Origin of the sequence: Microbacterium sp. CH1 (assembly GCF_001595495.1) — a bacterium.
Classification (GTDB): domain Bacteria; phylum Actinomycetota; class Actinomycetes; order Actinomycetales; family Microbacteriaceae; genus Microbacterium.
This window is the reverse complement of the sequence record NZ_LOSO01000015.1, coordinates 419,344-442,222: the sequence shown is the minus strand read 5'-3', so window position 1 is coordinate 442,222 and position 22,879 is coordinate 419,344. Positions and strand designations below refer to the sequence as shown.

General features: G+C 70.7%; 18 protein-coding genes. 2 read left to right on the top strand and 16 right to left on the bottom strand.

Annotated elements, in window-relative coordinates; translation table 11 throughout:
• Positions 1–27: 27 nt before the first annotated feature.
• From AUV07_RS10475 to AUV07_RS10410, 15 genes are all read right to left on the bottom strand, one after another.
• The gene (locus tag AUV07_RS10475; protein WP_062635880.1) at positions 28–1,413 is read right to left on the bottom strand and encodes a glycosyltransferase; all 1,386 of its coding nucleotides are present in this window, start codon (positions 1,411–1,413) and stop codon (positions 28–30) included.
• Between the two features lie 8 nt (positions 1,414–1,421).
• On the bottom strand, positions 1,422–3,008 hold the full coding sequence (gene guaA, locus AUV07_RS10470) for a glutamine-hydrolyzing GMP synthase (RefSeq protein ID WP_062635878.1): 1,587 nt from the start codon (positions 3,006–3,008) through the stop codon (positions 1,422–1,424).
• Entirely contained in the window at positions 3,005–3,517 is a 513-nt protein-coding gene (locus AUV07_RS10465) for a DUF3817 domain-containing protein (protein WP_062635876.1), read from the bottom strand. Before AUV07_RS10465 ends, guaA begins: the two co-directional genes overlap by 4 nt.
• 103 nt (positions 3,518–3,620) lie before the next feature.
• Positions 3,621–8,195: an ExeM/NucH family extracellular endonuclease gene (locus AUV07_RS10460; protein WP_231868241.1), complete on the bottom strand. Its 4,575-nt coding sequence runs from the start codon at positions 8,193–8,195 to the stop codon at positions 3,621–3,623.
• 307 nt (positions 8,196–8,502) lie between these two features.
• The gene (locus AUV07_RS10455; protein WP_082802923.1) at positions 8,503–9,261 is read right to left on the bottom strand and encodes an SURF1 family protein; all 759 of its coding nucleotides are present in this window, start codon (positions 9,259–9,261) and stop codon (positions 8,503–8,505) included.
• Between the two features lie 57 nt (positions 9,262–9,318).
• Positions 9,319–10,434: a GuaB3 family IMP dehydrogenase-related protein gene (locus AUV07_RS10450; protein ID WP_062635871.1), complete on the bottom strand. Its 1,116-nt coding sequence runs from the start codon at positions 10,432–10,434 to the stop codon at positions 9,319–9,321.
• Positions 10,435–10,479: 45 nt separating this feature from the next.
• Positions 10,480–12,168: an ABC-F family ATP-binding cassette domain-containing protein gene (locus AUV07_RS10445; protein ID WP_062635869.1), complete on the bottom strand. Its 1,689-nt coding sequence runs from the start codon at positions 12,166–12,168 to the stop codon at positions 10,480–10,482.
• A 46-nt stretch (positions 12,169–12,214) separates the two neighbouring features.
• Positions 12,215–14,026 carry a sensor histidine kinase gene (locus AUV07_RS10440; protein ID WP_062635867.1) on the bottom strand — a complete coding sequence of 604 codons (1,812 nt, stop codon included), beginning with the start codon at positions 14,024–14,026 and terminating at the stop codon, positions 12,215–12,217.
• A complete protein-coding gene (locus AUV07_RS10435; RefSeq protein WP_025103741.1) occupies positions 14,023–14,370 on the bottom strand; it encodes a response regulator in 348 nt (115 codons plus the stop codon). Before AUV07_RS10435 ends, AUV07_RS10440 begins: the two co-directional genes overlap by 4 nt.
• Positions 14,367–14,510: a hypothetical protein gene (locus AUV07_RS17625; protein ID WP_157524008.1), complete on the bottom strand. Its 144-nt coding sequence runs from the start codon at positions 14,508–14,510 to the stop codon at positions 14,367–14,369. The genes AUV07_RS10435 and AUV07_RS17625 overlap by 4 nt, the downstream gene beginning before the upstream one ends.
• Positions 14,507–15,994, bottom strand: a complete 1,488-nt coding sequence (locus AUV07_RS10430; protein WP_025103740.1) for a glycosyltransferase family 2 protein — start codon at positions 15,992–15,994, stop codon at positions 14,507–14,509. The genes AUV07_RS17625 and AUV07_RS10430 overlap by 4 nt, the downstream gene beginning before the upstream one ends.
• Positions 15,994–16,707, bottom strand: a complete 714-nt coding sequence (locus AUV07_RS10425) for a PHP domain-containing protein (RefSeq protein WP_062635865.1) — start codon at positions 16,705–16,707, stop codon at positions 15,994–15,996. Before AUV07_RS10425 ends, AUV07_RS10430 begins: the two co-directional genes overlap by 1 nt.
• Positions 16,704–17,693: an ATP-grasp domain-containing protein gene (locus AUV07_RS10420; protein WP_062635863.1), complete on the bottom strand. Its 990-nt coding sequence runs from the start codon at positions 17,691–17,693 to the stop codon at positions 16,704–16,706. Before AUV07_RS10420 ends, AUV07_RS10425 begins: the two co-directional genes overlap by 4 nt.
• Positions 17,693–18,739 carry a response regulator gene (locus AUV07_RS10415; protein ID WP_062635861.1) on the bottom strand — a complete coding sequence of 349 codons (1,047 nt, stop codon included), beginning with the start codon at positions 18,737–18,739 and terminating at the stop codon, positions 17,693–17,695. The genes AUV07_RS10420 and AUV07_RS10415 overlap by 1 nt, the downstream gene beginning before the upstream one ends.
• A gap of 138 nt (positions 18,740–18,877) precedes the next feature.
• The gene (locus tag AUV07_RS10410; protein ID WP_062635859.1) at positions 18,878–19,189 is read right to left on the bottom strand and encodes a DUF2277 domain-containing protein; all 312 of its coding nucleotides are present in this window, start codon (positions 19,187–19,189) and stop codon (positions 18,878–18,880) included.
• Positions 19,190–19,289: 100 nt separating this feature from the next.
• Here AUV07_RS10410 and AUV07_RS10405 point away from each other — a divergent pair, with 100 nt between their 5' ends.
• A complete protein-coding gene (locus tag AUV07_RS10405) occupies positions 19,290–19,700 on the top strand; it encodes a hypothetical protein (RefSeq protein ID WP_062635857.1) in 411 nt (136 codons plus the stop codon).
• Positions 19,701–19,772: 72 nt separating this feature from the next.
• On the opposite strand, the gene guaB is transcribed toward AUV07_RS10405, so the two are convergent.
• Positions 19,773–21,275: an IMP dehydrogenase gene (guaB, locus tag AUV07_RS10400; protein ID WP_025103734.1), complete on the bottom strand. Its 1,503-nt coding sequence runs from the start codon at positions 21,273–21,275 to the stop codon at positions 19,773–19,775.
• Between the two features lie 316 nt (positions 21,276–21,591).
• On the opposite strand from guaB, the gene AUV07_RS10395 reads away from it, so the two are divergent.
• Positions 21,592–22,878 carry a branched-chain amino acid ABC transporter permease gene (locus AUV07_RS10395; RefSeq protein ID WP_062635855.1) on the top strand — a complete coding sequence of 429 codons (1,287 nt, stop codon included), beginning with the start codon at positions 21,592–21,594 and terminating at the stop codon, positions 22,876–22,878.
• The last annotated feature ends 1 nt before the right edge of the window (position 22,879 follow it).

Genomic DNA, 22,879 nt, shown 5'->3' with positions numbered 1-22,879 from the left:
CCCGGCGGTCGGCCGGGCCGCGGACGGTCAGCGCCGCGAGGGAGCCCGGACGGCCGCGGCGATCGTCGCGGTCAGCGCCTCCACGGAGCGCGCCGGGCTCCAGGCCGCCGCGACGAGCGGCGCCTCCGTGCGGAGCGCCGCGAGCCGGTCCGGATCGGTCAGGAGGTCCCGCAGGGCCTCCCCCAGCGCCGTGACGTCACCGGCGGGCACGAGCACACCTCCGCCGGCGCCGAGCACATCGCGGATGCCGTACCGCACGTCGTACGACACCACAGGGGTGCCGTGCAGCAGCGCCTCGACCACGCCGAGCGGCTGTCCCTCGAACGCGGTCGAGGTCACCAGGACGGACGCACGATCGAGCACGGTCGCCGGATCGTCGGTGTACCCGCAGAGCCGCACGCGGTCGGCGCCGTCGAGCTCGGCGATCAGCGCCGCCAGTCGCTGCTCCTCCGCACCCGTGCCCCAGACCTCCATCCGGGTGCCCGGCACGCCCGCCGCCAGGAAGGCGCGGATCGCGTGGTCGACGCGCTTGCCCGCCGCGAGTCGGCCCAGCACGACGACGAGGCCGTCCTCGCGCAGACTCTCCCGACGTTCCACGGGCTCGATGGGGTTCGGCACCACGACGTGGTTCGCGGAGGATCCGAATCGCGCCACCACGTCGTCGCGCTGCGTGGCCGTCGGCCAGATCACCGCGTCGAAGCGGTCGGCCAGGCGGAACCACCGCGTCCAGAGCGTGTTCATGGGTGCGTCCGGCGTGTAGGGAGCCTCAACGTGCATGGTGTGGATGGGGTGCAGGATGCGCACGCGCGGGTCGTCCCAGTCGGCGACCAGTTCGCCGAGCTGACGGGATTCGCAGATCACGACGATCGGCCGGTCGTCCAGCGCCGCCGTGACGTGGTCGAGCCAAGCGCCGTAGAGCCCGCGGAAGCCGTGCAGCGCCCCGACGACCGCACCGCTCTCGTCGTGGACGAGGACGGGCTCGTCCGTGAGGTGCCAGTCCGGGTCGCCGGGGATCACCGGGAGGGCCACGAAGGGACGACCCTCCGGGTCCGCGAGCACCCGGTACTCCACGTCGGGGTCGGCCGTCACCGCGTCATCGGCCGCGTCCCGCAGCCAGGCGGCGGCTCCGCCCTCCGGGGCGACGGCCTCGTCGAAGAGGTTCCGCAGACGATCCGGGTCCGCAAGCGCGCCGCGGTCGGCGAACACGCGGCGATGCTCGGCGTGATCGGCGATCGTCCCCGGATCGAAGGTCAGCAGCTGCGGACCCCGGCCCTCGCCGGCGCCCGCTCCGGCGAGCAGCCGGGCTCGCGCGAGTGTCGCGATCGTGTACCCGCCGTCCAGCCCCGGGATCAGACGGCTGGACAGCACCAGGTACTCGGCGTCCGGGAGGACCGGTGCCGAGACCGGGGGCATCGCGCCCCCTACTCCCACTCGATCGTCCCCGGCGGCTTCGACGTGACGTCCAGAACGACCCTGTTGACGTCGCGGACGCCGTTGGTGATCCGGTTCGAGATCTTCGAGAGCACGTCGTACGGCAGACGGGTCCAGTCGGCGGTCATCGCGTCCTCGCTGGAGACCGGACGCAGCACGATCGGGTGGCCGTAGGTGCGGCCGTCGCCCTGCACGCCCACCGAGCGCACGTCGGCGAGGAGCACGACCGGGCACTGCCAGATCTCCTGGTCGAGGCCGGCCTTGGTCAGCTCCTCGCGGGCGATGGCGTCGGCCTCACGCAGAATCTCGAGACGGTCAGCGGTGACCTCACCGATGATCCGGATGCCGAGACCGGGCCCCGGAAACGGCTGACGCCCGACGATCGCCTCGGGGATGCCGAGCTCGCGGCCGATCGCGCGGACCTCGTCCTTGAACAGGGCCCGCAGCGGCTCGATGAGCTCGAAGTCGAGGTCGTCCGGAAGACCGCCCACGTTGTGGTGCGACTTGATGTTGGCGGTGCCCGCACCGCCGCCCGACTCCACCACGTCCGGGTAGAGCGTGCCCTGCACGAGGAACTTCACCGGGGCGCCGCCGTCGGCCTTCGCCTCCTCCACGAGGTCGAGCTGCACCTTCTCGAACGCGCGGATGAACTCGCGGCCGATGATCTTGCGCTTCTCCTCGGGGTCGGTCACGCCCTGGAGGTGACCGAGGAAGGTCTCCGCGGCGTCGACCGTGATGAGCCGCACACCGGTGGACTCGACGTAGTCCTTCTCGACCTGCTCGCGCTCGCCCTTGCGGAGGAGACCGTGGTCGACGAAGACGGCCGTGAGCTGGTCGCCGATGGCCTTGTGCACGAGAGCGGTCGAGACGGCGGAGTCCACGCCGCCGGACAGCGCGGAGATGACCCGGGCGTCGCCGACCTGCTCGCGGATGCGCTCGATCTGCTCGGCGATCACGTTGTCGGGGTTCCAGTCGGACGCGAGGCCCGCACCCTTGTGGAGGAAGTTCTCGAGCACGCGCTGACCGTGGTCGGAGTGCTTGACCTCCGGGTGCCACTGCACGCCGTAGAAGCCGCGCTCCTCGTTCGCGAAGGCGGCGACCTTCGTGGCCTCCGTCGTCGCGAGCACCTCGAAGCCCTCCGGTGCCTTCGCGACCTGGTCGCCATGGCTCATCCACACGTTCTGCTCGGTCGGCTGCCCGCTGAGCAGCGTGCCGCCGTCACCGGAGATGACGGCATCCGTGGCGCCGTACTCGCGGAGGCCGGTGTGCGCGACCTCGCCGCCGAGGGTCTGGGCCATGTACTGGAAGCCGTAGCAGATTCCGAGGGTGGGGACGCCCAGATCGAAGACCGACGGGTCGAGCTTCGGCGCGCCCTCCTCGTACACCGACGAAGGTCCGCCGGAGAGGATGATCGCGACGGGGTTCTTGGCGGCGATCTCCTCGGCCGTGGCGGTGTGCGGCACGATCTCGCTGTAGACGCCGGCCTCGCGGACGCGGCGGGCGATGAGCTGCGCGTACTGGGCGCCGAAGTCGACGACGAGCGCGGGGCGCTGCTGGGTCTCGGACTGTTCGGTCAACGGACACCTTCCGGGGCGATCGCGGAGGCCTCGGCGGCCTCCCGGGTGGCGAGATAGGTCTTGACTTCACGGGCGACGATCGCCTCCATGAAGAACGACAGCAGCGGGATGACGCCGCCGAGCGCGAGGAGGATGAACCGGCGGAACGGCCAGCGCATCAGGCTCCACATGCGGAAGCACGCGAAGAGGTAGACCACGTAGAACCAGCCGTGGGCGACGAGGATGAACAGCGAGATGTTGAAGCCGTCCCCGAGGGAGGTCATCTCGCACGAGTTCGTCCACGGCGCGAACAGCGACCACCACTGGCAGTCCGGCCCCGCGATGACGCCGGCGAACCAGAGCGGGCCGCCCGATCCTCCGGCGAAGAGCTCGAGGTGGATCGGCGTGTACTTCAGCACCATCTCGGCGAGCAGCAGGAGCAGCATGACTCCCGTGATGATCGACGCGATCTGGTAGAACTTCAGCGCACCGCGGATCGCCGGAAAGCTGGCGACTTTCGGTTCGGGCATGCCCCCAGTCTAGTCGGCGGCGGGCGAGGCCCCGACCCCGCGGAAACGACGGAGGCCGCCGGGTCGCCCCGACGGCCTCCGCCTCGTCAATCGCCGATCGGCATCAGAACCATCCGGTCAGGAGGTCCCACAGCCAGTCGACGATGTCCTTGATGATCCCGCCGATGCCGCCGGCGCGGTTGACGGTGACGGAGGCCGTGGCCTCGTCCCCGTCGGCCTGCGCCACCGCGACGGTGTACTTGCCGGGCTGGGCGTTCTTCGGCACCGTCACCGAGGTGCTGAAGGTGCCGTCCTCCCGGACCTGCACCGTGCCCACCTGGACGCCCTGGCCCTTCTTCGGCCGGAGCTCCACCGTGACGGTCTCGCCGGGCTGGTAGCCCTCGCCGGTGACGTCGAGCTTCTTGCCCGCGGCCACCTTCGAGGAGCCGAGCGCGATGGTCCCCGCGAACTCCTCCTCGCCGGCGATCGTGAACGGCACCTGCACCGTCGTGCCCGTCGCCGGGACGTCGACCGTGAGTTGCTGGTCACCGAACACCCCGGACGGCACCGTGAAGGTGAGGGTGGCGCGGCCGCCCTCGTCGGTGGTGTCCACGATGGTGGGGTCGACCGTGCCGGCCGCGAGCTGCGTGTCGCCGAGCGACAGCGTGACCGCTCCCGGCGCCGCCTCGCCACCGCTGAACGCCAGCGAGGAGAGCGAGACCGTCACCTGGTCGCCGGCGCGGTAGCCGTCGGCGTCCGCCGGACTGACGGTCACACCGACCGCACGCTGGGCGAGGTCCGGCGAGGCCGTCTTGTTCGCGTCGAACCAGTCGACCATCGACTGGAGGTCGATCTTGCCGGTGTCCCGCTTGCCCGCCCCCTCCTTGAAGGTGGCGAAGTTGTCGCCACCCGCCGCGAGGAAGGAGTTCGCCGCCACCGTGTACTCCCCGTTCGGGTCGATCGCGGTGCCGTTCAGCGTGATCGAGGTGATCCGCGAACCCGCGGCCGCCGTCGGGTCGTACGTGTAGACCAGACCCTCGGAGACGCCGAGCTTGAGGAACGGTCGGGCCGATCCGGCGGGCTGCCACTGCTCCTCCAGCACACCCTTCAGCTGCGTGCCGGTGAGGGTCAGCGTGACGAGCGTGTTGGCGAACGGCTGGACGGTCGCCGCCTCCCGATAGGTGACGTTGCCGTCGGGGTCCTCGGGGTTGCTCGACGCGTAGGTCAGGTTGGCACGGATGCCACCCGGGTTCATGAGAGCGATGTCCGCACCCGTGGACCACTTCTGCACGTCGGCGACGAAGTTGCCGATCGTGGACTCGCCGCCGCGGTTCTCGGAGCCGTTGGTCTGCCGCGCGCGGTTGAAGTCGGCGGTGATGTCGCCCACCTTCACCGCTCCCAGCACGTCGGCCTCCGCCTTCGCCTTGTCGACGATGGCCTGCACCTCCGGCACCGCCGGGTACAGCGGCTTGCCCGCGGACGTGAGGGGCTTGATCTCGTTGGTGATCGAGAGCAGCTCCTTCGTCTTCGGGTCGACCTGGATGTTCATGAGGCCGAGGTTCTCGCCGTACTGCCCCGCCGAGACGACCGGTCGGCCGTCGATGACGTGGTTGTAGGCCAGGTGCGTGTGCGCCGAGACGATCGCGTCCACGTCGTCGTCGACTCCGTAGACGATCTCGCCCAGCGGCGAGTCCTCGGTGATCGCGGACAGCGCGGTGCTCTCCGCACCCTCGTGCACGAGCAGGATCACGACGTCCGCTTCGCCGTTGGCCGGATCCCCGTCACGCAGGTCGTCGGCCACGGCGTTCACCGAGTCGGCGATGCTACGCACCTCGAGATCCGCGATGCCCTCGGGCGAGACGAGCGAGTCGAGATCCTCCGTGACGGCGCCGACGAAGCCGACGCGCACGCCGTCGAGTTCCTTGACCCACGCCGGGGCGAGCGCGGGCTCACCGGTCTCGGTGAGGAACACGTTCGAGGAGATGTACTCCCAGTCCGCGCGCTCCTGCACCCGGTCGCGCAGGTCTTCCCAGCCCTGATCGAACTCGTGGTTGCCCGCGGCGCTCACGTCCAGGCCGGCGGCGTTGAGCGCGTCGATGGTCGGGTTGTCGTCGTTGATGAAGGAGGTGAACGTCGACGCACCGATGAGGTCGCCGGCTCCGGCGAAGATCGTGTTCGGGTTCGCCGCGCGGAACTGCTGCACCGCCCCCGCGAGCACGGCGGCGCCGGCCGCGGCCCCGTCGGCCTCGATACGGCCGTGGAAGTCGTTCACCGTCACGACGTCGATGTTCACCGGTGGGATCTCCGAGGAGACGCCGACGAGGATCGGGTCGTGGTCGCTGGACCGGTACGGGGTGCCCTCCTCGGTGGCGCCGAACGCGTAGCCGCGGTCGCTCCACTCCGGCGAGTTGATGCCCCACACACCGGCGCCCGTGATCGAGGAGACGAGCGACGGCGAGGCGATCACGTGGTCGAGCGAGCCGAGCTCCCCGTCGAACGTGTACGTGTACTGCCCTGCGGCCTTGTCGGCGGCCACGTCGCTCCACCCCTGCGAGGTGAACACGTCGATCGGGTCTTCCTGCCCGTAGGCGTTGAAGTCGCCGATCAGCAGCATGTCGCTGCTGCCGCTGCTCTCGGCCAGCTCATCCGTGAAGGCGAGGACGGCCTGCGCCTGCTTCACGCGGTCGGCGTTGAAGAACCCCTGGCCGTCGGCCGGCTCCGCGCCGGCACCCTGAGGCGGGGACTTCGACTTCAGGTGGTTGGCGACGACGGTGACGACGCGGCCGTCGATGTCGAACGCCTGCGCGATCGGCTCGCGGGCGTTGCCCCACACCGACTCGTCGGTGACGGTGGCGCTGTCGCCCACCGTGCTCACGGCGTCCTTCTTGAAGATGATCGCGTTGGTGATGTAGTCCGTCGTCGCCGGGTCCTGCAGCGCCTTCGGCGTGCGGACGTAGTCCCACACGTCCGCGCCCGCGTCGGCGTTGAGGCCCGCGACGAGGTCCTTCAGGGCGGTGTCGACGGGCTTGCCGAGCTTGACCGAGTTCTCGATCTCCATCAGCGCCACGATCTCCGCGTCGAGGCCGTTGATGGCCGAGACGATCTTGGACTTCTGGATCGCGAACTGGGCGGCGTTCGCCGCACCGCGGGCATCCGCGTTCTCGCTCTTCAGCGTCGTGAAGTAGTTGTAGACGTTGAACGACGCCACCTGCGCGTCGCCGCCCACCTCGGGGGCCTTCGCGGGGCGCGGGTTCGTCGGCTCGAAGGTGACCTTGCGCTCCGCCGGGGAGGCGTCGTCGATCGGGACGACCGGCTGCAGGCGCCAGTCGTCGAAGCCCCACTGGAGCACGTAGCCGTTGGACCCGAAGTCGACGGTGTCGCCGTTGCGGACCACCGTGTCCTCCGTGAAGTACGGCTGCTGGCCCGGGTGGCCGTTGTTGGTCACCTGGATGGACCAGGCGTCGTCGAGCAGGATGCGGTTGGCGCGGTTCTCGGCCGCGATGGCAGCCGCGTCGGCCCCGGGACGCGTGGTCTCGGTGCTCTTGACGTTGAGGTCGTCGCCGGCGTTCAGCCACAGCGCCCCGTAGTTGTACAGCTGGTGGCTCGACGCGAGCCGATAGGTGCCGGTCGGGGCGACGTACATGTTCTCGTACTGCTCGCGGTCGGCACCGCGCACGGTGTCCGGGAGCGGCGTGAGCGCAGGCACGCCCACACCGGCGGTGACGACGGAGACGTCGGCCACCGCAGCGGGAGCGATCTGGGTCTGGCCGTAGTACTCGCTCACGGTGCCGGTCACCGAGACGAGGTCGCCGATCTCGAGCGTGGGCGCCAGCGCGTTCAGGAAGACGAACACGCCATCCGAGGCGCCGGGAGTCGCGTCGGTCTCGCCGCCCGAACCCTGCGTCTGGATCACGATGCCCTTGTAGCCGCCCGTCCGGTGATCGGCGGTGACGACGCCCTCGACGCGGACGCGCTGTCCGGCCAGCGGCGAGACGTCGCCGGTGCCCTGGACCTCGGCGATCGTGGCGGTCGTGGGCTCCGTCCCCGGCTCCTCGCCCGGGTCGGTGCCGGGATCGGTGCCGCCGGAGTTCTGCGGGGTGATGGTCGCCGACAGCGCGAAGTCCGTCTTGTTGTCGTCCGCGTCCGCGCCGTCCGTGCGGTTCAGCGACCGGACGTCGGTGTTGCTCGTGGGAGCGGTGGCGGCTGCCGTCTCGAAGGTGTTCGAGGTGCCGTAGCCGAGGAGGTCGATCACGCCGTCGACGCCGACCGCCGACCCGGGGGTCAGGGTGACCGCCGCGGTGCCCTCGACGAGTGCCAGCGTGCCGTTGGTGCCGCTCGGGCTCAGCGTCGTGGTGGCGTCGGGGGTCGGAAGGGCGGCGCCGTTCGTGCCATTGCTGTTCCCCTGCACGAGGAAGTAGCCGCCCGCGGGGATCGTCCCCTTCAGCGGTGCGACGCCGTTGAAGGCGCCGGTCCCGGTCGCGGAGCGGTACTGCAGGGACAGGCCGTCCAGGGTGACGGGCGCCGCCGTGGGGTTGTACAGCTCCACGAACTTGTTCGTGAACGCCGCCCCGGCGCTGCCGCCGGACAGATACGCCTCGTTGATCACCACCCCGGTGCCGTCGGTGTTCGCCGACGCGGGCGCGGCCACCAGCGAGCCGAGGCTCAGGGCGGCGACGCACGTCGCGGCGAGAGCGCCCACGCGCCCTCGGATTCTGCGGTGCGAGACGGGGGTCAGGGTCTCCCCGTGCTCAGGAGCGGACATCATCGGTGCTGTCTCCTCGATCGTGTTCCGGCGCTGCTCAGGACGCTGTCATCGCACACATCGGGAACTCCCAGCGTGCGCACATGGAGCGAGCATACGGAGCGGTTCGGACATCCTCAACGGAGTTTTCCCATTGGTCACCGAGCGCTCACCGAATGGCCGCGACACCCCCTGACGAAGGTTCACACCGGGCCGAGCCGACGCGCAGAAGCGCAGCATCAGACGCGCGGATGCGCAGCGGGTGTCAGGGAGTCGCGGAGCCCTGCGCCTCGTCGAACTCCTCCACCTCGCGCTCCCAGGCATCCTTCGCCAGGCGGTACCAGAGGTAGAACGCGAAGCCGGCGAAGATGACCCACTCGGCGGCGTAGAACACGTTGAGCCAGTTGACCGGCGACTGCTCGTCGGGCGCCGGGGAGGCGATGTCGACGAGTCCCGCGGTCGCGGTCGTGGAGGCCAGGTAGGGACGGTAGACGTCGAGCTGCTCGGTGTCGTGCCAGCGGCTCAGGAGAGCGGCCGGCGACATCCGGTCCATCTGCTCCGGATCCGAGCGCGGAGGCACCGCCGGCCCCTCATCCGAGATGATGCGACCGGCGACGGGGACCACGCCGCCTTCCGCCTCGGCTTCGAGGCGCTCCACCGCGGCATCGGCGGCCTCGCGATCCGGCGCCCAGCCGATCGCCACCGCCAGCGAGACGCGCTCGTCGACGCGGAGCTGACCGGTGACCCAGTACCCCTCGGCGCCGTCGTTGAAGCGGCTGCCCACGACGAGGAAGTCTCCGGGGATCCAGACGCCCTCGGTCTCCACGCGCTGTCCGACGAGGGGCTCGGGCAGGTACTCCCCCGGCTCCGCGACCTCGTCGAGCGGTCGGACCTGCTCCGTCGCCCCCGGCGCCGGAGGATCGGTCTCGATCGCCCGCTCCAGCTGCCACTGTCCGAGCCAGGCGAACACGCCGGCGACGACCAGGCACAGCAGCAGCATCGCGATCCAGCGTCCCCGCAGCATGACCTCACGGAGGGTCGGCGGGAAGGGAGCAGGTGCGGTCACGGTGATGCGGAGACCTCAGGCCTCGTACGGAGCCAGCACGACCTCCACCCGCTGGAACTCCTTGAGATCGGAGTATCCGGTGGTGGCCATCGACTTGCGCAGCGCGCCGATGAGGTTCGCGGTGCCGTCGGCGACCGGAGCGGGACCGTAGAGGATCTCCTCCAGCGTGCCGATGCCGCCCACCTCGACGCGTCGTCCGCGCGGGAGCTTGGGGTGGTGTGCCTCGGGACCCCAGTGGAACCCCTGGCCGGGGGCGTCCGTGGCACGGGCCAGGGCGACACCGAGCATGACCGCGTCGGCGCCCATGGCGAGCGCCTTCACGATGTCGCCCGAGGTGCCGACGCCGCCGTCGGCGATCACGTGCACGTAGCGCCCGCCGGACTCGTCGAGGTAGTCCCGACGCGCGGCCGCCACGTCCGACACCGCGGTCGCCATGGGGGCGTGGATGCCGAGGGTGGCACGGGTGGTGGACGCCGCACCGCCGCCGAAGCCCACGAGCACGCCGGCCGCGCCGGTGCGCATGAGGTGGAGCGCCGCGGTGTAGGTGGCCGCTCCGCCCACGATCACCGGCACGTCGAGGTCGTAGATGAACTTCTTGAGGTTCAGCGGCTCTGCCACGCTCGACACGTGCTCCGCGGAGACGGTCGTGCCGCGGATGACGAACAGGTCGACCCCGGCCGCGGCGACGGTGTCGTAGAACTCCTGCGTGCGCTGCGGGGTGAGGGAGCCGGCGACGGTGACGCCCGCCTCCCGGATCTCGGCAAGGCGGCGGGTGATGAGCTCGGGCTTGATGGGCTCGGAGTAGAGCTCCTGCATGCGCACGGTCGCCCGGTCCTCCGCGAGGCCCGCGATCTCGGAGAGCAGCGGCTCCGGGTCCTCGTAGCGGGTCCAGAGCCCCTCCAGGTCGAGCACCCCCAGACCGCCGAGCTGCCCGAGCATGATCGCGGTGCGCGGGCTGACGACCGAGTCCATCGGCGCACCGAGCACCGGGATCTCGAAGCCGAAGGCGTCGATCGTCCACGCGGTGGACACGTCCTCCGGGTTGCGCGTGCGCCGCGAGGGCACCACCGCGATGTCGTCGAACGTGTACGCGCGACGCGCGCGCTTTCCTCGGCCGAGCTCGATCTCCATGGTCACCCGTCCAGCCTACCCGGCGCCCGGCGGCCTCCGCGGCGGTCAGCGCGCACGCGCCACCCGCCGCTCGTCCCACACCGGCTCGTCGGACTCGTAGACCTCGCCGTCCGTGCCGAACACGAGGAACCGGTCGAAGGAGCGCGCGAACCACCGGTCGTGCGTGACCGCCACCACGGTGCCCTCAAAGCGTCCGAGCGCCTCCTCCAGCGCCTCGGCCGACTCGAGGTCGAGGTTGTCGGTGGGCTCGTCGAGGAGGAGCAGGGTCGCGCCGGAGAGCTCGAGCAGGAGCACCTGGAACCGCGCCTGCTGTCCCCCGGAGAGCGACTCGAACGGCTGCTGCGCCTGACGGACGAGGCCGTACCTGTCCAGGGCCGAACTCGCCGCGTCGCGGGGCATCCCGTCTCGGAGGTCGTCTCCGCGGTGCAGGATCTCGAGCAGGGTGCGGCCGACGAACTCCGGATGCGCGTGGGTCTGTGCGAAGAGCCCCGGCACCACGCGGGCGCCCAGCACCGCACGCCCCGTGTGCGCGACGGGACGGAGCTCCCCCGCGACCGCGGTCACGTGCCCGAGGGACGGGTCCGGGTCGGTGCCGCCGCGGGCCAGCAGCCGCAGGAAATGCGACTTGCCCGACCCGTTGGAGCCGAGCACGCCGACGCGGTCGCCGTACCAGATCTCGGTGTCGAACGGACGCATGAGGCCGGTCAGCTCCAGCCGGTCCGCGACGACGGCCCGCTTGCCGGTCCTGGCGCCGCGGAGGCGCATGTCGAACTCCTGCGCCGGGGGCCGCTCCTCGGGCGGGCCCGCCTCCTCGAACTTCCGCAGCCGCGTCTGCGCCGCCTGGTAGCGGGACGCGAAGCCGTCGTTCGCGGCCGCCTTGACCTTGAGGTTCGCGACGAGCACGCGGAGCTTCTCGTGCTGCTCGTCCCACCGCCGGCGCAGCTCGTCGAGCCGGTCCATCCGGTCGGTGCGCGCCTGGTGATAGGTGGCGAAGCTCCCGCCGTGCACCCAGGCGGTCGACCCCGCCGCGCCGGGCTCCAGCGTGATCAGCCGATCGGCGGCCCTGGCGAGGAGCTCACGGTCGTGCGAGACCAGCAGCACGGTCTTGTCGGTGGCGCGCAGCCGCTCCTCGAGCCAGCGCTTGGTCGGCACGTCGAGGTAGTTGTCCGGCTCGTCGAGCAGCAGCACCTCGTCCGGGCCGCGCAGCAGCGCTTCCAGGGCGAGCCGCTTCTGCTCGCCGCCGGAGAGGGAGGTGAGCTCGCGGTAGCGCGCCCGCTCGAACGGCACGCCGAGCGCCGCCACGGTGCACTGGTCCCACACCGTCTCGTGCTCGTAGCCGCCGGCGTCCGCGTACTCGGCGATCGCGGAGGCGTAGGCCATCTGGGTGTCGTGCTCGTCGCGGTCGATGAGGGCGTTCTCCGCCGCCTCCAGCGCCTCCGCGGCGGCACGGAGGCGCATGGGAGCCACCCGCACGAGCAGCTCGTGCACGGTCTGGCCCGGCTCGCCGTGTCCGACGAACTGGTCCATGACGCCGAGGCCTCCGTCGATCGTCACCACCCCGTCGTCGGCCGGCTGCTCGCCGCGGATGATCCGCAGCAGCGTCGTCTTCCCCGCCCCGTTCGGCCCGATGAGAGCACTCGTCGAGCCCGCCCCGACACGGAACGACACCTCGTCGAGAAGCGGTCTGCCATCGGGAAGCGTCAGCGAGATCCCGGATGCGTCGATGTACCCCACAGGCGTGGCCGTCCTTCCGCCCGCGGACAGCGAGCCGACCAGGCTATCAGTCCGCGCGGCTGAGGGTCTGCAGCACCTCGGTCTTGGGCGCCGCTGGGAGGAAGAAACGGAACTCGGTGCCCACCCCTTCCTCGCTGGTCACGTCCATGGACCCGCCGTGGGCCAGCACGATCGCCCGCGTGATCGTGAGCCCCAGCCCCACCCCCGGCACGGCGTTGCGGGTGGCCGTCGAGGCCCGGAAGAACCGGGTGAAGAGCATGCGCTGCTCGTCCTGCGGGATCCCGACCCCGGTGTCGGCGATGGCGACCTGCACCCCGCCGTCCAGGCGACGCACGGCGGCCGTCACCCGACCCCCGCGCGGGGTGAACTTGATGGCGTTCGAGAGAAGGTTGTCCACCGCCTGCCCGAGGCGTCCGGGATCGACGAGCAGCGGGATAGGCTCGTCGCCGACCTGCAGGTCCAGCTCGATCCCCTCGCGCTGCGCGTGCGGTCCCGCCGAGGCCACGGCCGAACGCACGAGCGCCGCGACGTCTGCCTCGTCCCGTTCCAGGGGGAAGCGCCCCGACTCCACCTGCGCCGTGAAGAGCAGGTCGCCGACGAGGTTCAGCAGGCGTTTCGCGTTGCGCTCGATGATGCCGACGAACTCCTGCTGGTCCTCCGTCAGCGGCTGACCCGGATCGTTCTGCAGCAGGTCGAGGAAGCCGATGATCGCGCTCAGCGGCGTCCGCAGCTCATGGGAGATCATCCCCACGAACTCGTCCTTCATGCGCGCGACCTCGACGGCTCTCGTCTCATCGGTGAGCACGAACAGGTAGCCCTGCTGCGCGCCGGACGGATCCTTGTGCGGCGTCACGGTCACCCGGGCGGGTACCGTCGTGCCGCCCGCGGTCTTGACCTCGATGTCGCCGTCGACGGTATGCCCGGCGTCCGCCTGGGCGAAGAGCTCCCGGAGTCCGTCCGAGACGCCGGTGCGCGCGGTCGGATCGCTCACCGCCCCCGCGTCCCCTTCGCGTGCGGCGGTGTCCTCGGCCAGCATGGTCAACGCCGACGACGAGAAAAAGCGATCGACACGCACGTCGTCGAGAGCCTCGTCATGAGAGAGCCCGAGCAGGCGGACGGCCCCGGGGTTCCACGCCGTGACGCGCCCCTCGCGATCGGTGCCGATCACGGCCTGCGCGGTGATCGACGCCCACAGGCCCTCGAACGAGTCGAGCAGCACGCGGTACTCGTGCTCCTTCTGCCGCAGCTGCACGATCATCGAGACGTTCTCGGACAGCGCCTTGGTCCGCTCCGTGACCAGCTCCTCCGCCTGCTGCACCCGCAGGCGCTGTTGCCGGGAGAGCTCATTCACCACGGCCGCGACGGCCGCGAAGACGAGAGGCCCGACGACGCCGCGGAGCCACACGACCGCGTTCGTCGGCGGTTCGATGACGTAGGGGATCAGCAGCGCGAAAGACGTGAACGCGCCGACGACGAAGACCCAGCGGATGCCGGGCGCCGCTGCGATCCAGATCACGGGGAGCAGCACGAGCGAGCCGAAGAGCGACGCCGCCCCTCCCGTCCCCGCGCGGAAGAGACCCAATCCCAGGATGTCGACCATCGGGACCAGGAGCACGATCCAGCCCTCCCGGATGTGCAGCGCGCTGAGCACTCCGGCATGGAGCGTCGCGACGAGGACGATCGCGAGGCCGGCCAGGGCGAGGGTGAGATCGGTGAACGGCAGGCTGGGGATGGCCCAGGTCATCACGCCGGCGATCGCGGCGGCGACGAGCGTCGGGATCTGCTTGACGATCGGGTTCGGGTTGTCGACGACCCGATACCAGCGGTTCTCGGCGCGCTCCAGCGGTGTCGCCCTCATCGCGGGACCCGTTCCACGGCGCGATGCAGGTCGGCCCCGGTGATCGGCTTCGGCAGGGCCGCGTCCGCCGGCGGGTACTCCGCGACGTCCAGCACCGAGCTGACGATGAGGAAGCACTCCGGATAGCGTTCGTGGATCAGGCGGCAGCAGGCCTGCCCGGAGATGCCGGGCAGCAGCAGGTCCAGGACGGCGACCTGGGGGTCGATGTCCGGGAAGGCGGCGATGGCCGACTCCGCATCGGGCGCGACGAACACGTCGAAGCCCTCCCGGTCGAGGTACCGCCCCAGGAGGGTCGCCTGATCCGGAGCGTCCTCGACGACCAGGGCGAGCGGCCGTCCGGTCATCGCAGGAGCAGCTCTCGGACGACGACGATCACGACCACGACGGCGAGGGAGATGAGCGCCTGCGGGATGAGGCGGCGCTCCTTCCTAGCATCGGCCGCGATCTCCTCCACCTCGGCGTCGTGCGATGGTGCGTCGGTCATGAGTCGACCCGTCCGATCTTCTCGGTCTTGATCCAGGAGGCGTCCGCGCGACGCCACTCCTTGAGGTACGAGTCGGCGGTGATCGCGCACAGCAGCGATCCGTACCCGCAGACGTAGAGCAGCAGGCCCGCGAAGAAGCGTCCGGCCGGAAGCGGCTCGACCGCCCGCGCGAGCCAGATGCCGAGCATCGACACCGGCCCCCAGAGGGCGAACGCCATCAGCCACAGCACACGCGTCTGCTCCGTCGACTCCTGCCCCGCCGCGCCGATCAGGCCGTCCAGGGCCCAGGGGAACAGCGCCAGGGCCATGAGGATCAGCGCCCCGAGCCCCGGGAACATGATCGCCTCGCGCCAGGACTGCCGCCCGATGCGCGGATCGAGCTGGACGGAGTAGAGCATCGAGAAGATGTAGATGGCCGCCGCGGCGATCCACATGAACCGGAACACGAACTCCGCGACGTCGCTGTGCAGGAGCAGGAGGACGATCATCGCGGTGGCGGCGAGGAGCAGGAGCGCCGGCATCAGCAGGATCGTGAACCAGGCCAGCCCGAAGGGGATGCTGCCCAGGTTGTGGTCGCGACTCGGACGGAACCAGAGCTTCTTGTAGATCGAGGTGAGCTGCACGTTGCCGCGCGCCCAGCGCAGCCGCTGCTTCCAGAGACTGTCGATCGTCCGCGGCTCCTCGGCGAGCACCACGGCGTGCGGCTCGAACACCATCCGGCGGCCGTGGAGCTGACTCTCGAAGGTCGTCATGGTGTCCTCGGCGAGCGTGCCCGTCGGGATGCGTCCGCCGATCGCCTCGAGGTTCGCGCGGGAATGCAGCTGGGCGCCCCCGGCGAGGCAGGCGATCGCTCCCCCGACGTTCTGCGTGCGCCGTGCCGAGAGCTGGCCGATGACGTACTCGATCGCGATGAACCGGGTGAGGTAGTTGCGGTCCCTGCTGCCCTCCGCGATGTAGGCCGTGACGGCCCCGACCTCCTCGTCGGCGAGGTGCCGGGTGAGCTTGCGCAGGGAGTTGCGCGCGAAGATCACGTCGGCGTCCATGATGAGCACCGCCTCGGTCCACGGGTCGGCGAGCACGACGTCGAGGCCGTGGTTCAGCGTGTGCGCCTTGCCCTCGCCGCCCTTCTCGCGTCGCAGGTGGACGACCCGCCCCGGATAGGTCGCCGCCTTCTGCTGGACGATGGCCGGGGTGTCGTCCGTGGACGCGTCGTCGACGACGAAGACGCGGAGGCGCTCGGCGGGGTACTCGAGCTGGAGCAGCCGCTCGATCGCGGGGCCGATGACGAGGCCCTCGTTCCATGCCGGGATGACCACGGCCACGTTCGGGTGGTACGGGGCGGCCTTGCCGTAGTGATTGCGGAAGGCGTGCAGCGGCAGCATGAGGAACTGCAGACCGGTGTTGACGACCGGCAGCGTGCCGATCAGCACGCAGAGGAGGAGGATGACGACGACGACCGTCTCGATCCAGGTCAGTTCGGGCATCAGTGTCCTTCCGTCCCGGTGAGCAGCGGGACGATGCGGGAGTACCGGCCGACGTCCGCGGCCACGTGGCTGTCGGTGGAGGCCACGATGCCGGCGCCCGCGCGCTCCAGGGCGTTCAGCGCCTCCGCGCCGGGGCACACCCACTTCTCGTTGACCTCGACGAGCGTGTCCGTCTCGGCGGCGGCTCGCGCCCACGCGTCGAGGCGCTCGACCCCGAGCTCCTCCTCCGCGAGACCGATCTTCGGCAGGATCGAGAAGCAGTGCGCGAGCTGGTTGCCCGGATGGCGGCGCATGGTGGCGATGACGGCGTCCACGAACTGGTCGAGGACGTCGGCCTGCGCCCAGCCCGCGGCGATGCGCTCGCGGACCGCGGTGGGTCCGAGCGGCCCGTCCACGCCGGGGAACTGATGATCGGCGATGAGGATCCGGTCGATGCCCGCCGGAAGCGCCGGGATGTCGAGCGCGCCCGAGGCGTCGAGGATCTTCGCCTCCACTCCGGTGAGCACCGTCAATCCGTCCGGGACGGGCAGGCGGCGGACGGCGGCGAGGTACTCGGGTACCCAGGTCGTGGTCTGCCGCACGTGGTCGACGAGACGGACGGTGTCGAGACCGACGGCCGCAGCCGCGGCGACGTTCTCCTCCAGGGTGGAGACCGCGTCGTCGGAGAACGTGGAGTGGACGTGGTGGTCTCCGCGCAGGGCGGGATGACTCACAGCTCCTCCTGGTGACCGGCGTGCGCCGACACGAGCAGGTCGTCGACCTCGACGATCACGTCCTCCAGGAAGCGCACGGAGGCGACCTCACGGAAGGGCACCTGCACCGGGATCTCCCGGCCGAGGAAGAGGTCGGCGACGAGCGACGGGATGTCGACCCCGGCGGCGATCGTCAGCGGGAGCGCCCCGGGGAAGCGCGGGTTGACCTCGAGCAGCACGGCCCGCCCGTCCCGATTGCGGCGGAGCTGTACGTTGGCGACGCCGACGAGGCCGATCGCCCGCGCGATGGCGGCGGCGGTCTCCTCGAGCTCGGGGTCGCGGAGGGTGCGGCCGGCGATCGCGACCCCGGAGTCCACACGGGCACGGGTGCGCGGCACCGCGGCGACCACGCCGCCGGAGGCGTCGGCGATCACATCGACCGAGTACTCCTCGCCCGGGAGGAAGTCCTGCACGATCAGGCCCTCATCCGTAGGGAGGGCGGCGAGCGCCTCCGCGTCGGGGACGAGGCGCACACCGCGGCTGCCCGCGCCCTGCCGGGGCTTGGCGAACACGGGGAACTCCCACGCGACCTCCGCGGCATCCGGGCCGGCGAGCACGGTGCGCGGCACACGACCGGTCGGCGCGCAGCGCTCCGCGAGGGCGAGCTTGTCGAGGGCGGTGTGCAGCGTGTCGGCGGGCGGCGCGGCGAGGACCGCGGGGGCCAGCTCGTCCCGGCGGTCCGCGAGCGCGATCAGCTCCACGTCGACGGTGGAGATCACGAGGTCGAGACCGTCCTCGGCGACCATGCGCGCGATCGCCGGCACGAAGTCCGCGTCGCGTCCCGGGGGGACCAGACGACGCTGCGCCGGCGGGACGAGGTAGATGCCGCTCGCCCAGCCGTCCATGTCGGCCGCGAAGACCGTCAGATCGGACCGGCGCAGCAGGGAGCGGATCACCGCGACCCCGGCGGGGCCCCCGGCTCCGGTGACCAGTACGCGCTTCGTCATCAGCTCTCCCGTCGGGTCAGTTCATGGGCGCCGATGAACTCGGCGGTCTCGCGCACGACCTCCAGCGGCTCGACGGCCACGCCGCCGCCGAACCGCGACCAGTAGCGGGCGGTGGCCGTGACGAACTCCGGCTCGAGGTACTCCCGGTTCGCCGCGGCCTGGGACTGGAAGCACTCCAGCAGCCGCAGCTTGTCGTCGAGGAAGCGGTCGATGCGGACGAAGCGCGTGGGCCGGTAGTCGATGGTCGCGGAGGGGCTCTGGTAGCACGCGACCGTGCCGACGCGGCGCGTCGCGACGATCGTCGCCTCGTTCACGGCGCGGTGATCCTGATGACGGTCGTGGTGCGAGTGCGTGTAGACGATGGTCGGCTGGATCTCCTGCACGACCTCCTCGATGAGGCGGACAGTCGACCCGCCACCGGAGATCTCGGTGTCGACGAGGTCTTTCACGAACAGCCGGGCGCCCACCTGCTCGGCGGCGGCGAGGGACTCGTGCTGGCGGCTGTCCGCATCACCGCCGCGCGCTCCGCGGGAGAGCGTGAGGATGGTGATGCGATCGCCGGCGGCCGCATGGGCCGCGAGGATGCCGCCGACACCGATCTCGACGTCGTCCGGGTGCGCTCCGATCGCGAGGACGACCTCACCGGTCTTCGCCTCCGCCGTCCGACGCCGGGACTCCTCGACGAGCCGGGTGACCGACTCCACGAGCCGGGCGTTGTCGAGCGGCTTGGTGAGGAACTCGTCGGCCTGCGCCCGGAGCGCGGAGACGGCGTACTCGACCGAGACGTGCGCCGTCATGACGATGACCGGCACGGTGGGCATGAGGCGGCGCAGCTCCGCGAGGAGCTCCAGACCGCTGAGTCCCGGCATCTCGATGTCGGTGACGACGACGTCCGGTTTCACCGCCGCGGCTCTCTCGAGCGCCGACCGGCCGTCGTCCGCGAGATCGACGACGCAGCCCGCACGCCGTTCCAGGACGGTCTTCACGAGCAGGGCGACGTCGTGGTCGTCGTCGACGACGAGGATGCGAGGGGGGACCTCAGCCATGTACAGCTCTCCTTGGGGAGATTCCCTGCCGAGGGGGTTCGGCGATGCGACCGCGGTGCCTTCATCACCGGGCCGCAGGGAAAGTCGAGCGGGGTACGTCGATTCTGGCACAGGGCTCCACCCCCGGCCCGCAGCGCTTCAGCCCGCGCGCGCCGCCCGCTTCTCCTCCTGGTAGAGCCGGATCGCCTCGTACCGCTCCGCCGATCGCGCCCGCCTCTTCGCCGCCTGCTCCTCGCGGTTCTTGGGCGGCGCCGAGGTCACGAGATCGTCGAGCAGCCGCCGCGTGGCCACGGCGATCTCGGCCACCGCGCGATCGAAGACCTCACGGTTCGCCCGCGACGGCGCCGTCGCCCCGGAGATCTTGCGGACGAACTGGAGTGCGGCCTCGCGGCACTCCTCGTCGGTGGCCGCGGGCTCGAGGTTGTTCAGAGGCACGATGTTTCGGCACATACCGGCACCGTACGCGCGGCCCGCGGCCCGCGGAAGGGGGATGGCACGCCCGTCCCGCCGTCGCTACGCTCTGGGCTACCACCGGAACCGAGGAGAGATCATGACCGACGCACCGCCGCCCGACGCCCCGCCGCCCTACAACCCGCCGCCGCCCCGCAGCACGCCCTCGCCGTATCCCGCCGCCTCCGCTCCCCCGCCCGGCGCCCCCTCCGCGCAGGACGTGCCGACGTCGCCCCCGGGGCGGGTGCTGTCGATCATAGGCCTCGTGCTGGCGTTCCTGCTGCCGCCGGTCGGCCTCATCCTCAGCATCATCGCCGCCGTGCAACTCGGCAAGGCGAAGGCTCCCAAGGGCATCGCGATCGCCGGCATCATCGTCGGCGCCATCCTGACGATCTTCGCGATCATCGGCATCATCCTGCTGGCGACCGTGCTGGCCGGCGTGATCGGGACGTGCGCCGAGCTCGGCCCCGGGGTCTGGGACGTCGGCGGCGTCACCTACCGCTGCGGCTGACCGCACCGCGAACGACGAGGGGCCGGATGCAGCGCATCCGGCCCCTCGTGCGTCCCCGACCGGGGGTCGCGGTCACTTCTTGTAGTTCGGCGCTTCGACGACGATCTGCACGTCGTGCGGGTGCGACTCCTTGAGTCCGGCCGAGGTGATGCGCACGAACTTGCCGCGCTGTTTGAGCTCCTCGATGGTGCGGGCGCCGACGTAGAACATCGACTGCCGCAGGCCGCCGACGAGCTGGTAGGCGACGGCCGAGAGCGGGCCGCGGTAGGGGACCTGGCCCTCGATGCCCTCCGGGATCAGCTTGTCGTCGCTGGGCACGTCGGCCTGGAAGTAGCGGTCCTTCGAGTAGGACGTCTGCTTGCCGCGCGTCTGCATGGCACCGAGCGAGCCCATCCCGCGGTACTGCTTGAACTGCTTGCCCGACTGGAAGACGATCTCGCCCGGCGACTCGTCGGTGCCGGCGAGGAGCGAGCCGAGCATCACGGCGTCGGCACCGGCGACGAGCGCCTTCGCGATGTCGCCCGAGTACTGCAGGCCGCCGTCGGCGATCACCGGGACGCCGGCGGGGCGCGCCGCGAGCGAGGCCTCGTAGACGGCGGTGACCTGCGGCACGCCGACACCGGCGACCACGCGGGTGGTGCAGATCGAGCCGGGGCCCACGCCCACCTTGACCGCGTCGACACCGGCGTCCACCAGCGCCTGCGCGCCCTCGCGGGTGGCGACGTTGCCGCCGATCACGTCGATGTGGGCGAACGACTCGTCGGCCTTGAGACGCTTGACGAGGTCGATCACGCCCTGCGACTGCCCGTTGGCGGTGTCCACGACGAGCACGTCCACTCCGGCGTCGCGGAGGGCCTCGGCGCGCTCCCACGCGTCGCCGAAGAAGCCGATCGCCGCGCCCACCCGCAGCCGGCCCTGGTCGTCCTTGGTGGCGAGCGGGTACTTCTCGCTCTTGTCGAAGTCCTTGATGGTGATGAGTCCGGCGAGCTTGCCGTCCTCATCGATGAGGGGCAGCTTCTCGACGCGGTGCTTCGCGAACAGCGCGATGACCTCGCCCGCGGCGACGCCGACGGGGGCGGTGACGAGGTTCTCCCTCGTCATGACGTCCTTGACGAACGTGCTCTGACGCTCGAAGCCGGAGACGAAGCGCATGTCGCGGTTCGTGATGATGCCCACCAGGCGACCCTCGTCGTCCACGACCGGGAGACCGGAGATCCGGTACTTGGCGCACAGCGCGTCGACCTCCTCCACCGTCGCGTCCTGCGTCGTGGTGATCGGGTCGGTGATCATGCCGGACTCGCTGCGCTTCACGCGGTCGACGTGCGCGGCCTGGTCGGCGATCGAGAGGTTGCGGTGCAGGATGCCGATGCCGCCCTCCCGAGCCATGGCGATCGCCATGCGGGATTCGGTCACCGTGTCCATCGCGCTGGAGAGCAGCGGCGTCGCGACGGAGATCCGTCGGGTGATCCGGGACGACGTGTCGGCCTCACTGGGGATGACGTCGGTGTGCCCGGGGAGCAGCAGCACGTCATCGTAGGTCAGTCCGACGAAGCCGAAGGGATCGTGCTGGTCCATGGAATCTCCTCCTGCGCGAGTGGCGCGGATCCGGGTGCGAATGGGGGGTCGACGTCGGCCGGTGCGCGGGCGTGACCCGTATGGAGATTCTAAGCGAGACACGCCCGAGAACATTCCCAGGGCCCCGTCGTTACCGGACCGTTGGCCGGGACGATAGGTGATTCGCCGATCGCCCATTACGCTCAAGTGCGTCGTCCATCCCCGCGGTTCGACCCGAGCCCGCGGAGACAGCACTCACAGTGGAGGTTGCGTGGGACCCACAGCACTCGCCGGACCGCGAAAGCGCCCTTGGGCCTTCGCCTTCTTCGGAATCCTGATGGCGCTCGCGGCATCGCTCCTGCTCCCTCCCTCAGCGGCCTCCGCCGAGACCACGGACGACGGGCAGGAGGTCACCGACTTCTACTTCGCCGGTGTCGTCACCGACGGCGACGAGCCCGTCGAGGGCGTCGTCATGACGATCGAGGGCAACGGCTTCGACGCCGAGACCGAGACGGACGCCGAGGGCAAGTGGCGCCTCTACGTGCCGGAGAAGGAGACGTACACCCTCACGGTGGACGAGTCCACGCTTCCGGACGGCGTGATCGTCGACGCGACGCAGCTTCCCGAGGGCATCCAGCCCGTCGCCGGCACGACCGCCTCGTTCGAGCTGGAGTTCGGTCTCACCGGGACGAAGATCGTCAACCTCTTCCTCGGCGAGGGCGAGCGGGTGACCGTCTCCTTCCTCGATCAGCTCCTGTCGCGCCTGGTGGGCGGTCTGAACTTCGGACTCCTGCTGGGGCTCGCCTCGATGGGCGCCGCGCTCATCTACGGCACCACCCGGCTGTCGAACTTCGCGCACGGCGAGATGGTGACGTGGGGTGCGGTGATCACCCTCGTCGTCACCTCCTTCTGGCAGCTCCCGCTGTGGGCCGGCATCATCGCCGCGGTCATCGGCGGCGCGGCGCTCGGCTGGGCGCTGGACGCCGGCATCTGGAAGCCGCTGCGGCGCCGTGGTCTGGGCGTCGTCCAGCTCATGATCGTCAGCATCGGCCTCTCGCTGGCCCTGCGCTACGGCCTGCAGTACATCATCGGCGGCAACACCTACCAGCTGCCCGGCGCGAGTCCGGAGCCGATCCGCCTCGGTCCGATCTCCCTGTCGTACATCGACATGATCGGCATGGCCACGAGCATCATCGTGATCCTCGGCGTCGCGTTCTTCCTCACCCGCACCCGCATCGGGAAGGCGACGAGGGCGATCTCGGACAACCCGCAGCTCGCCGCCGCCTCCGGCATCGACGTGGACAAGGTCATCCGCGTCGTCTGGATCCTCGCCGGCACGCTGGCCGCGATCTCCGGCATCCTCTGGGCCTACTTCCGCCCCGGCGTGAAGTGGGACATGGGCATGCAGATGCTGCTGCTGATGTTCTGCGCCATCACGCTCGGCGGTCTCGGCTCCGCGATCGGCGCGCTGATCGGCTCGATCATCGTCGGTCTCGCCGTCGAGGTCTCCACACTCCTCGGGGTGCCTACCGACCTCAAGTACGCCAGCGCCCTCGTCGCGCTGATCATCATCCTGCTCGTGCGACCGCAGGGCATCCTCGGACGCAAGGAAAGGTTGGGCTGAC